General features: G+C 67.8%; 11 protein-coding genes. 1 reads left to right on the forward strand and 10 read right to left on the reverse strand.

Annotated elements, in window-relative coordinates; all coding sequences use genetic code 11:
• Window positions 1-6: 6 nt before the first annotated feature.
• The 10 genes from ACYVLV_RS01975 to ACYVLV_RS02020 form a co-directional block, all read right to left on the reverse strand.
• Window positions 7-1,146, reverse strand: a complete 1,140-nt coding sequence (locus ACYVLV_RS01975) for a glycosyltransferase family 4 protein (protein ID WP_460807275.1) — start codon at window positions 1,144-1,146, stop codon at window positions 7-9.
• Window positions 1,147-1,177: 31 nt separating this feature from the next.
• The gene (locus ACYVLV_RS01980) at window positions 1,178-2,302 is read right to left on the reverse strand and encodes a cellulase family glycosylhydrolase (protein ID WP_460807277.1); all 1,125 of its coding nucleotides are present in this window, start codon (window positions 2,300-2,302) and stop codon (window positions 1,178-1,180) included.
• Between the two features lie 45 nt (window positions 2,303-2,347).
• Complete coding sequence (locus ACYVLV_RS01985; protein ID WP_460807278.1) at window positions 2,348-3,868, reverse strand: CoA-acylating methylmalonate-semialdehyde dehydrogenase; 1,521 nt, start codon at window positions 3,866-3,868, stop codon at window positions 2,348-2,350.
• 1 nt (window position 3,869) lies between these two features.
• Window positions 3,870-5,189 (reverse strand): aminotransferase class III-fold pyridoxal phosphate-dependent enzyme, encoded by a 1,320-nt coding sequence (locus tag ACYVLV_RS01990; RefSeq protein WP_460807279.1) that lies wholly within the window; start codon window positions 5,187-5,189, stop codon window positions 3,870-3,872.
• A complete protein-coding gene (locus tag ACYVLV_RS01995; RefSeq protein ID WP_460807280.1) occupies window positions 5,186-6,223 on the reverse strand; it encodes a TIGR03842 family LLM class F420-dependent oxidoreductase in 1,038 nt (345 codons plus the stop codon). Before ACYVLV_RS01995 ends, ACYVLV_RS01990 begins: the two co-directional genes overlap by 4 nt.
• 85 nt (window positions 6,224-6,308) lie before the next feature.
• The gene (gene hydA / locus ACYVLV_RS02000) at window positions 6,309-7,760 is read right to left on the reverse strand and encodes a dihydropyrimidinase (RefSeq protein ID WP_460807281.1); all 1,452 of its coding nucleotides are present in this window, start codon (window positions 7,758-7,760) and stop codon (window positions 6,309-6,311) included.
• 9 nt (window positions 7,761-7,769) lie between these two features.
• On the reverse strand, window positions 7,770-8,618 hold the full coding sequence (locus tag ACYVLV_RS02005; RefSeq protein WP_460807283.1) for a nitrilase-related carbon-nitrogen hydrolase: 849 nt from the start codon (window positions 8,616-8,618) through the stop codon (window positions 7,770-7,772).
• A 106-nt stretch (window positions 8,619-8,724) separates the two neighbouring features.
• Window positions 8,725-9,591 carry an ATP-grasp domain-containing protein gene (locus ACYVLV_RS02010; RefSeq protein WP_460807284.1) on the reverse strand — a complete coding sequence of 289 codons (867 nt, stop codon included), beginning with the start codon at window positions 9,589-9,591 and terminating at the stop codon, window positions 8,725-8,727.
• 44 nt (window positions 9,592-9,635) lie between these two features.
• Complete coding sequence (locus tag ACYVLV_RS02015; RefSeq protein ID WP_460807286.1) at window positions 9,636-10,919, reverse strand: thymidine phosphorylase; 1,284 nt, start codon at window positions 10,917-10,919, stop codon at window positions 9,636-9,638.
• A 70-nt stretch (window positions 10,920-10,989) separates the two neighbouring features.
• Window positions 10,990-11,385 (reverse strand): cytidine deaminase, encoded by a 396-nt coding sequence (locus ACYVLV_RS02020; RefSeq protein WP_460807287.1) that lies wholly within the window; start codon window positions 11,383-11,385, stop codon window positions 10,990-10,992.
• Window positions 11,386-11,633: 248 nt separating this feature from the next.
• Here ACYVLV_RS02020 and ACYVLV_RS02025 point away from each other — a divergent pair, with 248 nt between their 5' ends.
• Entirely contained in the window at window positions 11,634-12,740 is a 1,107-nt protein-coding gene (locus ACYVLV_RS02025) for a BMP family lipoprotein (protein WP_460807288.1), read from the forward strand.
• The last annotated feature ends 98 nt before the right edge of the window (window positions 12,741-12,838 follow it).

A 12,838-nucleotide genomic window follows, 5' to 3' on the forward strand; every position in this document is an offset into this window, starting at 1 on the left:
CGAGATTCATCCAGAGTGGGCGGACAGGAGTTCGCGATACAGGTCGAGGTACGCCTGGCCGGGACTGTTCTGTGCGGCCTGGGTCCGGGCCCACGCCAGAGCCTGACGGCTCCCCCGAGCCAGGGCATCGCGGTCCCCCACGATTTCGAGCAACGCGTCCGCCAGCGCGTCCGGAACACCGGGTTCGACGATGCGACGGGCGGCCGGCGACAAGCCCGCCGTCATCCCCTCCACCCGGGTCGCGATCACCGGCGTCCCGAGCGCGGCCGCCTCGAGCGGCACCAATGACATCGCCTCGTAGCGTGAGGGGCACACCACGACCGTGGCGGCTCGCATCCACCGGAAGCACTCCACTCGCGATTGCCATCCCATGAATGTCACACCGGACAGGCCTTCCGCAGCCAGTTCGAGTTCTTCGCGGAGCGGGCCGTCTCCGATGAACACCAACTCGCAATCGGGACGCTCGTCGCGCACGCGCGGCCACGCCTTGAGGAGGAAGTCCTGTCCCTTCTGTTGGGCCAACCGCGCACAGCAGACCACGATCTCTGCGGTCGGACGTAAGCCCAGTGCACGCCTGGTCGCCGTCTGGGTGGCGTGGTCGATCTGGGCAGCGAGGTCGGGCTCGACGCCGTTCTGGATCACCAGCAGGGGTCCTGGGATGTGGTGCTGCAGGCCGCCCCTGCGTTCGCCTTCGCTCACGCAGACCGTTGCGTGTGACCAGCGGGCCGCCAGTCGTTCCCAGGCGACGGCCGCCGTCCGGGCAGGCCCGACCACCGGCTGCCAGGACCAGGCGTGCGGGCTGAACACGGTGGGCACCCGGCCGCGGATCACCAACCGGCCGACCATCCCGGCCTGCGAGCTGTGTAGGTGCACCACGGCGGGGTGCTCGCGTTGGATCAGAGTGGCCAGCACACGTAGTTCACCGAGCGTTCCGGGCCCCGGGCCCCTGGCCGCCGGCCAGTCCAAGACCTCGGCCCCGGCGCATCGGGACAGCTCCTGCAGTTCCCCTGGGGGACAGGTCACCACCACGTCGAGACCGGCCTGGGTCTGCGCCCTCACGAGGTCCGCGATCACATGGGCAACCCCTGCCTCCACTGCTTGCGAGACGTGCAGTATTGGCGATCCAGATGGCTCCCGTGTGCCCATCGTCGCGATGCTATCAAGCGAAAATTGGCATTTATTTTACCAGACGACGAAGCGCCCAGAACACAGGTTTCGGAGATAGGTTGCCCCGAAGCATCGCGTAGCCGTTCTGATGTCGATCCGATCCCTTTTCGGCCAGGTCCTTGTACCAGAAGGCCTTCTTGACGTACGGGTAGTCGCGCCCGAGCACCTTCAACGCCCGGACCGCGTACCTGGCCTGTTGCCGCTGGCTCACGCCTCGTTCCCAGGCTGCGTCGCCCAAGCTGTTGCGGTGTGAGCTCCACCCGAACTCCGTCACCCACACGGGTCGCTTGTCGCGGTGCTGCACCATCACCCGGCGAACCGCACCGAGGTGGCGCATCCGCCAGTCCTTCCCGTTGTCGGGTAGGCCCGGAGCAGCATCGGCGGGAGCCATGTAGGGGTGCACGCCCAAGATGTCGAAGCATCCTCGTGCCCCTACGGCGTAGGCGCGCCGCAACCACGCGTCGTCGTTGTACATCAGACCGCCGAAGACGACCTTCGCCTTGCGGTCCTGGCGATGGAGCTTCGAGGAGGCCGCGCACAGCAAGCGTGTGTAGACGCGCGGGTCGGCCCCTCTCAGGAAGTCAGTGGAGTTCGGCTCGTTCCAGATCTCCCAGGCCCCAACCCGGTCATCCCAACGCCGGGCCGCCCACGCAATGGCCTTGGCGTAATCGGAGGCGCGGTCGGGCGCGACGCGCTCCCCCTTGCCCTTGTTCGCCCAGGAGGGGGTCAGCCAGAACGTCACGAGCACCCGGAGTCCACGCTGTTTCGCTTGCGCGAGGACCTCGTCGACAAGGGGGACTCCCCACCGGTGGTCGTAGGAGCCACGTCGCGGCTGGATCATCGCCCAACTCACGTCCAACCGCACCCACCGTGCCCCGGACTGGGAGATCCGGTCCAGGACCGCAGCACGCTTGGCCCTGTCGTAGTGCGACCACAGGCCGTGGAACTGGACCCCCAGGTCCGGGACCCGGGTTGCGGGTCGGGCCGCAGCCTGGGCGGGCGTCAGATCGGTGGGTGAGGCGACGTGTCGGGTCACGGGGTGTCGGGTCACGGGTGAGGTCACCGAAGCGATCAGCAGGAGCAGGACGATGGAGCAGGCCACCATCGCCACCAGACCCGTTCCCGGTCTCGACACCACTCTCATCACCCCGACATTATGCAGGCGGCAGAGCGGCCCGGGTCAGACGTTCTGGGGGAACCCCAGGTTGATCCCGCCATGGCTGGGGTCCGGCCAACGGCTGGTGATGGCCTTCTCCCGGGTGAAGAAGTCGACCCCCTGGGGGCCGTAGGCCTTGGCGTCACCGAACAACGACGCCTTCCAGCCTCCGAAGGAGTGGTAGGCCACCGGGACCGGGATCGGGACATTGATGCCGACCATGCCGACCTGGACCTCCCGCTGGAAGCGTCGGGCCGCCCCACCGTCGTTGGTGAAGATGGCGACCCCGTTGCCGTAGGGGCTGGCATTGATCAGGGCCATCCCCTCGTCGTACGTCGAGACGCGCACCACCGAGAGCACCGGACCGAAGATCTCGTCGGTGTAGACCGTCGAGTCGGTCGGCACCCGGTCCACCAGGGTCGGACCGAGCCAAAAACCGTCGGCCGCCCCGTCGGGAGTGACATCGCGCCCGTCCACCACGAGGTCCGCGCCGTCGGTCACCGCAACATCGAGATAGCCGGCCACCTTGTCGCGGTGCTCCCGGGTGATCAGCGGGCCCATGTCCGCCCCGCCACGGCCGTCGCCGGTGACGAGTTTGCCCATCCGGTCGCGGACCCGGGAGACCACCTCGTCGGCGATCGAGTCGATCGCCAGCACCACCGAGACGGCCATGCACCGCTCGCCGGCCGAACCGAAGCCCGCGTTGACCGCGGCGTCGGCGACCAGGTCGAGGTCCGCATCGGGCAGCACCAGCATGTGGTTCTTCGCCCCACCCAGGGCCTGGACCCGTTTGCCGTGCTTGGTGGCGGTCTCATAGACGTGGCGGGCGATCGGTGTCGATCCGACGAACGAGATCGAGGCGACGTCCGGGTGGACCAACAGGGCGTCGACCGCCTCCTTGTCGCCGTGGACGACGTTGAACACGCCCTCCGGCAGACCGGACTCGGCGAGGACCTCGGCCATCCAGTTGGCGACGCTCGGGTCCTTCTCGCTGGGCTTGAGGACCACCGCGTTGCCCGTCGCGATGGCGATCGGGAAGAACCAGAGCGGGACCATGGCCGGGAAGTTGAAGGGGCTGATGATGCCCACGACACCCATCGGTTGTTTCAGGGAGTAGACGTCGACGTCGGTGGAGACGTTCTCCGAGTAGGACCCCTTGGTCAACTGCGGCATCCCGCAGGCGAACTCCACGACCTCCAGGCCGCGGGCCACCTCACCGGCGGCGTCGGAGAGGACCTTGCCGTGCTCGGAGGTCAGGATCGCGGCGAGTTCGTCCTTGCGGGCGTTGAGGCGTTCTCGGAAGCCGAACATCACCTGTTGGCGTTTGGTGATCGAGGAACTGCCCCACCCGGTGGGGCCCTCGAACGCCGCGCGCGCGGTGGCTACGGCCAGGTCGACGTCCTCGACCGAGGCGTACCGCACCTGCTTGGTGACCTCACCCAGAGCGGGGTCGTAGACCGGTCCGGTGCGGGTGGAGCTCCCGGGCTGGGTGCGGCCACCGATCCAGTGGTCCAACGTGGGCAGATCAGTGGAGAGATCAGTCATGTCACAGCTCCTCGTCCAGCAGGGTGAGTACGTCGTCGTAGATCGCCAGCGCCTCGGCGACCTCCTCGTCGGTGACCACGCATGGGGGCACCGCGTGGATGCGGTTGTCGGCGGCGAAGGGCAGCAGACCCCGAGCCAACATCTCCTTCTTGGCCCGTCCGATGACCGCCGGGCCGACGGGTTCGCGGGTTTCGGGGTCGCGGACCAGTTCGATGGCCCAGAACACCCCGAGGCCCCGCACCTCCCCCACGATCGGGTGTCGGTCGGCCAGGTCACGCAGACCGGGTCCCAGCACGTCGCTGCCGATGTGTCGGGCGTGGTCGACGATGCCCTCTGACTCCATGGCGTCCAGCGCCCCCACGATCGAGGCGGCCGCCAGCGGGTGTCCGGAGTAGGTCAGACCGCCGGGGAAGACGGCGTCGTCGAAGCTGCTCGCGATCTCGTCGGAGATCACCACCCCACCGACCGGCACGTAGCCGGAGTTGACGCCCTTGGCGAAGGCGATCAGATCGGGTCGTACGTCGAAGCCGTCGAAGGCGAACCATTCACCGGTGCGGCCGAAACCGGCCATCACCTCGTCGAGGATCAACACGATGCCGTGTTGATCGCACAACTCCCGAACACCGGGCAGGTAGCCCGGCGGTGGGACCAGGACCCCCGCGGTGCCGGGGATCGTCTCCAGGAGGACCGCAGCGATCCCGGAAGGCCCCTCGCACTCGATGACCCGACGTAGGTGCTGCAACGCCCGCGCGGACTCCTCTTCGGGCGTAGTGGCCCAGAACTCCGAGCGGTAGAGGTAGGGCCCGAAGACGTGCACGTGGCCACGCGCGAACTCGTTGGGCACCCGACGCCAGTCCCCGGTAGCCACCACCGCAGCGCCGGTGTTGCCGTGGTAGCTGCGGTAGGTCGAGACGACCTTGTCGCGGCCGGTGTGCACCCGCGCCATGCGTACGGCGTTCTCGATCGCGTCGGCGCCGCCGTTGGTGAAGAAGACCTTGTTCATCCCCTCGGGGGCCCGGTCGGTGATCCGGCGTGCGGCCTCGCCCCGGGCCAGGTTGGCCGTCGGGGGTCCGATGGTGGCCAGCGTGGCCGCCTGCTCCTGGATGGCCCGTACGACGGCCGGGTGCTGGTGACCGATGTTGACGTTGACCAGTTGGCTGGAGAAGTCGAGGTAGCGGCGCCCGTCGTGGTCCCACACGTGGGACCCGAGTCCGCCGGCGATCGGCATCGGGTCGAGAGCGCCCTGGGCCGACCAGGAGTGGAAGACGTGTGCCCTGTCCAGCTCGACGGTTCGGCGGCCGGTCTCCTGGGGGGACGTCATACCTTGGCCTGCACGTGCTCGCGCAGGGCCGGGATGATGGATTCACCGTAGACCCGCATGGTCTCCTCCTTGTTGTCGTGTTGGAGGTAGACCGCGAACTGGTCGACCCCGATGTCGCGTAACGCCTCCAGTTTGGCGCGGTGGGCCTCAGGTGACCCCAGGATGCAGAAGCGGTCGACGATCTCGTCGGGCACGAACTCGGCGTGGGTGTTGCCCGCCCGACCGTGTTCGTTGTAGTCGTAGCCCTCGCGCCCGGCGATGTAGTCGGTCAAGGCCTGCGGGATGTGGCTTCCCTCCTCCGTCCCTGCGTAGCGGGCGACGATGTCGGCGACGTGGTTGCCGACCATCCCGCCGAACCACCGGCACTGCTCGCGCATGTGGGCCATCGACTCCGGTGAGTCGTCCCCGACGTACGCCGGCGCCGCGACGCAGAACGTGATCGCCTCCGGATCGCGTCCGGCGTCGGCAGCGGCCTGACGGACCGCGCCGATCATCCAGGCGGCGATGTCCACATCGGCCAACTGCAGGATGAAACCGTCCCCGACCTCACCGGCCGTCTTCAACGCCAAGGGTCCGTACGCCGCCACCCAGACCTCCAGTGCCGAGGACCGGGCCCAGGGGAACCGCAGGGTCGTGCCGTTGTGCTCCACCGACCGACAGTTGGCTAGCTCGCGGATCACGTGGGTGGCGTCCCGCACATCCTTCAGCGTGGTCGGTTTCCCGTTCAGGACCCGCACCGCGGAGTCCCCGCGCCCGATGCCGCACACGGTGCGGTTGCCGTACATCTCGTTGAGGGTGGCGAACGTCGAGGCCGTGACCGTCCAGTCGCGCGTCGCCGGGTTGGTGACCATGGTGCCGACCGTGATCCGTTGGGTCTGGGCCAGGATCGCGGAGTAGATGACGTACGGCTCCTGCCACAGCAGGTGGGAGTCGAAGGTCCAGGCGTAGTCGAAGCCGTGCTCCTCAGCCTGCTTGGCCAGGGCCACGGTGCGCCAGGCGGGCGGGTTGGTCTGCAGTACGACGCCGAAATCCATGAGGTGCTCCCTACTAGGTGGTTGAGGCTGACGCTGGTTGAGGTGCGAGCGAAGCGAGCCTCGAAACCCGTCAGCGACGGCGGAGTCAGATCAGGTACTGCGACAGACCCCGCCGGAGGTACTTCCCGTGACCGGCGCGCCCGTAGAAGGCTCCGTCGGCCACCACCACCGACCCGCGGGACACCACGACGTCGACGTGCCCGTCGATCTCGTAGCCCTCCCAGGCCGAGTAGTCCATGTTCATGTGGTGCGTCTTGTCGAGGCCGATCGAGGTGTGGCCGCGCGGGTCGTAGACGACCAGGTCGGCGTCCGCACCGGGGGCGATCACGCCTTTGGTGCCGTAGAGGCCGAACATCCTGGCGGGGGTGGTCGAGGTGAGTTCGACCCAGCGCTCGAGGCTGATCTCCCCGGTGACGACGCCCTGATAGAGCAGGTCCATCCGGTGCTCGATGGAGCCGATCCCGTTGGGGATGGCCCGGAAGTCGCCGCGGCCGAGTTCTTTCTGGTCCTTGATGCAGAAGGGGCAGTGGTCGGTGGAGACCATCTGAAGGTCGTTGGTCCGCAGGCCCTGCCACATGGCCTCCTGATGCCCCTCCTCGCGCGAACGCAGCGGGGTCGAGCAGACCCACTTGGCTCCCTCGAACTCCCCCCAGGTCGGGTCCCCCTGGGCACCCAACTGTTCCTCCAGCGAGAGGTAGAGGTACTGCGGGCAGGTCTCGCCGAACACGTTCTTCCCGCGGTCGCGGGCAGCGGCGAGTTGGGCGACGGCCTGCTTGGCGCTGACGTGAACGACGTACAACGGGGCCTCGGTCAGGTCGGCCAACATGATGGCCCGGTGGGTGGCCTCCTCCTCCATCTGCCAGGCCCGCGCGATGCCGTGGAAGTAGGGGGCGGTCTTGCCGGCGTTGTAGAGCTGTTCGGCCAGGACGTCGATGGCCGGGCCGTTCTCGGCGTGCATCATCGTCATCAGCCCCAGCTCGGAGGCCTTCTGCATGGCCCGCAGGACCTGGGCGTCGTCGGAGTAGAAGACACCGGGGTAGGCCATGAACAGCTTGTAGGAGGAGATCCCCTCGTCGACCAGGGTCTCCATGGCCTTGAGCGACTGCTCGTCCACACCACCGATGATCTGGTGGAAGCCGTAGTCGATGGCGCAGTTGCCGGCCGCCTTCTGGTGCCAGGTCGCCAGGGCGGTCTCGACCGCCTCGCCGGTCTTCTGGACGGCGAAGTCGATGATCGAGGTCGTCCCGCCCCAGGCCGCGGCGGTGGTGCCGGACTCGAAGGTGTCGCTGGCCTCGGTGCCGCCGAAGGGCAGTTGCATGTGGGTGTGGGCGTCGATGCCGCCGGGGATGACGTACTTGCCCCTGGCGTCGATGACCCGGTCGACGCTGCTCGTGAGGTCGTGGCCCAGCAGGGTCGAGCCGGGTGCGAGAACGGCCACGATCCGCTCACCGTCGACCAGCACGTCGGCCTCGGTGCGGCCGGTGGAGCTGACCACGGTGCCACCGGAGATGAGCAGGGTTCCCGATCCTGTTCCCATGTCGGCCCCCTAGGCCTGGGCGATCGCGGTGTAGGAGTCGGGCCGACGGTCACGGTAGAACTGCCAGTCGTCGCGCATCTCCCGGACCATGTCCAGATCCAGGTCCCGCACCAGCAACTCCTCCTCACTCGAGGAACCGAGGTCGCCCACGTAGTTGCCGCGCGGGTCCACCACCTGGCTGGTTCCGTAGAAGTTCACCGCCTCGTCGCCGTACTCGTTGTCCTCGAGGCCGACGCGGTTCGGAGCCAGGACGAAGTAGCCGTTCGCGACCGCCGCGCAGGGTTGCTCGACCTCCCACAGGCGGTTGGACAGTCCCGGCTTGGTGGCGTTGGGGTTGAAGACCATGTGGGCGCCGTTCAAACCCAGCTCGCGCCACCCCTCGGGGAAGTGCCGGTCGTAACAGATGTAGACGCCGACCTTGCCCACCGCGGTGTCGAACACGGGGTAGCCCAGGTTGCCGGGGCGGAAGTAGAACTTCTCCCAGAACTTCTCCACGTGCGGGAGGTGGTTCTTGCGGTAGGACCCGAGGATCGTGCCGTCGGCGTCGACGACCACGGCGGTGTTGTAGTAGACGCCGGTCTGCGCCTCCTCGTAGATCGGGAGGATCATCACCATGCTCAACTCGGCCGCCAGCGCGGCGAAGCGCTGAACGATCGGCCCGTCGGCCGGCTCGGCGTACCGGTAGTACTTCTGGTCCTGGGTGATCCCGAAGTAGGGGCCGTAGAAGAGCTCCTGGAAGCAGATGACCTGCGCCCCTTGTGCGTGCGCGTCGCGGGCGAACTGCTCGTGCTTGTCGAGCATCGACTCCTTGTCGCCGGTCCACGTGGTCTGGGAAATAGCGGCACGAACGATCGTCATGGGTACTCCGATGGCCAACTCGATGGGGTGAGGTGGAACACACTGTGCGGGCACCACAGTTCGCCAGCCATCACGCGCTGTCAAGGGTTGTCACGGCCGAGCGGTACTAACGGACTCGCTCGACCACGATCCGTGCGAAGTCCTCGGCGGCCGAGGGCGCAACGTCGAGGTAGAAGCCGGGCTCGATGAGTTCGAGTTCGCCCACCACCAGCGATCCGTCGATCTCCATCAGATCGACCCGGGCGTAGTCGAGGCGCTGGCCGAGAATCCCCTCGGCGGCGCTGACCGCGGCGAGGGACAGCTCACCGGCTGCTCCGTCGACGGGAACAGCAGCCATCGTGCCGCCGTACTCCTCGTGGACCCGCACCTCGCCTGCGGCCGGTCGCTTGTCGACCTGCACGACCGGTCGGCCGCCCATCACCACCACCGAAGACTCTCCGCGGGTGCGGACGCTCTCGACCAGCGGCTGGGCCAACCACGGGCCGGTGGTGAGACCCGCCAGGCGCAGATCATCGGTCACTTCCGCCACCACGACGCCGACCCCGCTGGCGCCGACCCGGGGCTTGACCACGATCGTTCCCCAGCGACCGAGCGCCTCGACGACCCCACCGAGCAGGTCGTCGTCGGCCACGGAGAGGGAGGGTACGACGGGCACCTGCTTCCCGAGTTCGAGCAGGTAGGCCTTGTCGTGGTTCCAGTCGAAGACCGCACCGCCGTTGAGGACGCTCGTATGTTCCTCCACCGCCTCCACCCAGGCACGGAAGGGAGCCCATCGGCGGTGGTAGTCCCAGGTCGCCCGGACCGCGACGAGGTCCGCGCCAGCCCAGTCGACCGACGGGTCGTCCCACACCGCCCAGGCGGCGTCGACTCCTTGTGCCGCCAGGGCCTGGAGAAGTGCCCCGCCTCCCGGTTCCCCCTCCGGGCACAGGCAGAAGGTGGCCAGCAGGACCTTGTTGTTTGCGGGGCTGGTCACGGGGCTGGTCACGGGGCTGGTCACGGGGCTGGTCACAGGGTTGGTCACCCGATCCGGTCGATGACCAGAGGTGGCGCCTCCACGGGGGACTCCGAGATCTCCCAGCCACCCTCCAATGAGGCCAGGGCGCGGTCGAAACGCTGAGGCTCGTCGGTCAGCAGGGTGAACAGCGGCGCTCCGGCGCTCACGCTGTCCCCTGGTCGGGCGTGCCACACGACGCCGGCTCCGTCCTGGACCGAGTCTCCCTGACGGGCCCGCCCGGCACCCAGGCGCCAGGCAGCCATCCCGACCGCCATCGCGTCGAGCCGCGAGAGGACTCCGCTGGTGGGTGCGGTGATGACGTGGGACTCGCGGGCCTGGGCCATCGGGGCGTCCGGGTCGCCGTCCTGGGCGCGGATCATCGCCTTCCAGGCATCCATGGCCGAACCGTCGGCCAGCTTCTCCGCCGGGTCGACGTCGTCGCGTCCGGCTCCGGCGAGCATCTCGCGGGCCAGGGCGAGGGTGAGCTCGACGACGTCGGCCGGGCCGCCTCCGGCGAGCACCTCGACCGATTCGGCGACCTCGATCGCGTTGCCGGCGGTCAGCCCGAGCGGGACGGACATGTCGGTCAGCAGGGCCGTCGTACGGACCCCGGCGTCGGTGCCGAGGGCGACCATCACCTCGGCCAGTTCGCGGGCCCGTTCGGTGGTCTTCATGAACGCGCCCGTGCCCACCTTCACGTCGAGGACCAGGGCGCCGGTCCCCTCGGCGATCTTCTTGCTCATGATGCTGCTGGCGATCAGCGGGATCGCCTCGACCGTCCCGGTCACGTCTCGCAGGGCGTAGAGCTTCTTGTCGGCGGGCGCCAGTCCGTCGCCGGCGGCACAGATGACGGCGCCGACGTCCTCGAGCTGGCGCATCATCTCGGCGTTGGTCAGGTCCGCGCGCCAACCGGGGATGGACTCGAGCTTGTCGAGCGTGCCTCCGGTGTGGCCGAGTCCTCGACCGGACAGCTGGGGCACCGCCACGCCACACGCAGCGACCAGTGGCGCCAACGGCAGGGTGATCTTGTCCCCCACCCCGCCGGTGGAGTGCTTGTCGGCGGTCGGTCGGGACAGCGATGAGAAGTCCATCCGCTCCCCCGAGGCGATCATCGCGGCGGTCCAGCGGCTGATCTCCGAGCGCTCCATCCCGTTGAGAAGGATGGCCATGGCCAGGGCGGACATCTGCTCGTCCGCCACGTCCCCGCGGGTGTAGGCGTCGATCACCCAGTCGATCTGGCTGTCGGTGAGTTGGTGGCCGTCACGCTTGGCGGTGATGACCTCGACGGCGTCATGTTGGTCGTTCATGGGCGGACTGTAGCCGTCTCGTCCGACCAGACGGACATACGGATTGCCGGGAGGTTTCGACTCGACGCGCTTAGGTCAGGTTGTCGGGCCCGAAGGCGTCCGGCAGGACCTCGTCCATGGTCTTGACGCCACTGACCGTCGACAGCAGTAGATCAGCGCCGCCGAACTCGAGGAGCAACTGTCGGCAGCGACCGCACGGCATCAGGACCTCGCCGGCAGCGTCGACACAGACGAAGTGGGTCAACCGTCCCCCACCGCTGCGCTGAAGGTCGCTGACCAAACCGCACTCGGCGCACAGGCTCAAACCGTAGGAGGCATTCTCGACGTTGCAGCCCGTCACGATCCGGCCGTCATCGACCAGGGCAGCGGCACCGACCGCGAACTTCGAGTACGGCGCGTAGGCGTGACCCATCGCTTCCACTGCGGCTTGTTGCAGCTCGGCCCAGGGCGAAGAGGTGTCGTTCACGTAGCTCCATTCGTTGGGGGTGCTCGGCGGCGGATCGGCCGCGGCCCTCACTCTCGCCGACGCGCTCACCGGGCGCAATCACCCGGCAAACGGAACCGAATCGGCCCTTTGAGTACGCCGAAGGTCGCAACTCGATAACCGTTGTGACGTGCGTCGCCTTCGGAGCGGCGCCAGCGGCTGTCTTTGTGTATCTTGCAACGGCTGCCCCGGCACCGCGGGGCGAAGACTTGGAGGCACCAGTGATCAACATGAAACGAGCCGCCATCGGCGGCGTCGCCGCTCTGGCCGTATCAACGGCTCTGTCCGCGTGCGGGAGTGCTCCCGACGAGGAGAGCTCGACCGACCCCAGCGGATCGAGCGCGACGAGCGACTTCCTCCCCTGCATCGTCTCTGATGCCGGTGGCTTCGACGACAAGTCGTTCAACCAGCTGAGCTTCGAAGGTGCCAACAAGGCCGCCGAGGAGCTGGGCGCCACCCTCAACGCCGTCGAGTCCAACAGCGAGAACGACTACGGCCCCAACCTGGAGAGCCTCACCGCCGAGGGTTGCAACGTCATCGTGACCGTCGGCTTCGCCCTTGCCTCGGCGACCAAGGACTCCGCGACCGCCAACCCCGACATCGAGTACGTGCTCATCGACGACTCGGCTGACGGTGGCGAAGACGGTCAGACCTTCGACGGGCAGGCCGACGTCGAGAACATCAAGCCGCTCCTCTACGACACCGCGCAGGCCGCTTTCCTGGCCGGCTACGCAGCCGCCGACTACACCGAGACCGGCGTCGTCGGCACCTACGGTGGGCAGCCCTTCCCGACCGTGACCATCTTCATGGACGGCTTCAAGCAGGGCGCCGAGTACTACGCCAAGGAGAAGGGCAAGGACGTCAAGGTCGTCGGCTGGGACGGTGAGAACGGCAGCTTCACCGGTGGCTTCGAGGCCAACCAGACCGCCACCAACACCGCGAAGCAGCTCATCGATCAGAAGGTCGACGTCATCCTTCCCGTGGGTGGCCCGATCTACCAGGGCGCGTTGACCGCCATCGCCGACTCCGGTCGCGACGTCGCCCTCATCGGTGCCGACGCGGACGTCTTCGAGACCGACCCCAACACCCAAGAGGTCATCCTCACCTCGGTCCTGAAGGGCATGGACGTCTCGACCTACGAAGCCGTTCTTGCCGCCGGCAACGAGGAGTTCGACTTCTCGCCCTACATCGGCACCCTGGAGAACGACGGCGTCGGCATTGCTCCGTTCCACAACTTCGAGAGCAAGATCTCCGACACGCTCGCCGACGAACTGGAGCAGGTCAAGGCAGGCATCATCGACGGGAGCATCCCGGTCACGTCGTACCTCAACCCCTGAGGTTCAACCCCTGACGCCCAACCTCTGATGCCCAACCTCTGATGCACCGAGCCACGGGAGGGAGGCCGACCCAACGGTCGGCCTCCTCTTCCCGTCCG

The sequence above is a fragment of the Nocardioides salsibiostraticola genome, assembly GCF_054783655.1.

Coding starts and splice junctions, on each gene's coding strand:
- ACYVLV_RS02005 (WP_460807283.1), bottom strand. CDS start 8,618: ATGACGATCGTTCGTGCCGCTATTTCCCAGACCACGTGGACCGGCGAC.
- ACYVLV_RS01975 (WP_460807275.1), bottom strand. CDS start 1,146: ATGGGCACACGGGAGCCATCTGGATCGCCAATACTGCACGTCTCGCAA.
- hydA (WP_460807281.1), bottom strand. CDS start 7,760: ATGGGAACAGGATCGGGAACCCTGCTCATCTCCGGTGGCACCGTGGTC.
- ACYVLV_RS02025 (WP_460807288.1), top strand. CDS start 11,634: ATGAAACGAGCCGCCATCGGCGGCGTCGCCGCTCTGGCCGTATCAACG.
- ACYVLV_RS01990 (WP_460807279.1), bottom strand. CDS start 5,189: ATGACGTCCCCCCAGGAGACCGGCCGCCGAACCGTCGAGCTGGACAGG.
- ACYVLV_RS01995 (WP_460807280.1), bottom strand. CDS start 6,223: ATGGATTTCGGCGTCGTACTGCAGACCAACCCGCCCGCCTGGCGCACC.
- ACYVLV_RS01985 (WP_460807278.1), bottom strand. CDS start 3,868: ATGACTGATCTCTCCACTGATCTGCCCACGTTGGACCACTGGATCGGT.
- ACYVLV_RS02015 (WP_460807286.1), bottom strand. CDS start 10,919: ATGAACGACCAACATGACGCCGTCGAGGTCATCACCGCCAAGCGTGAC.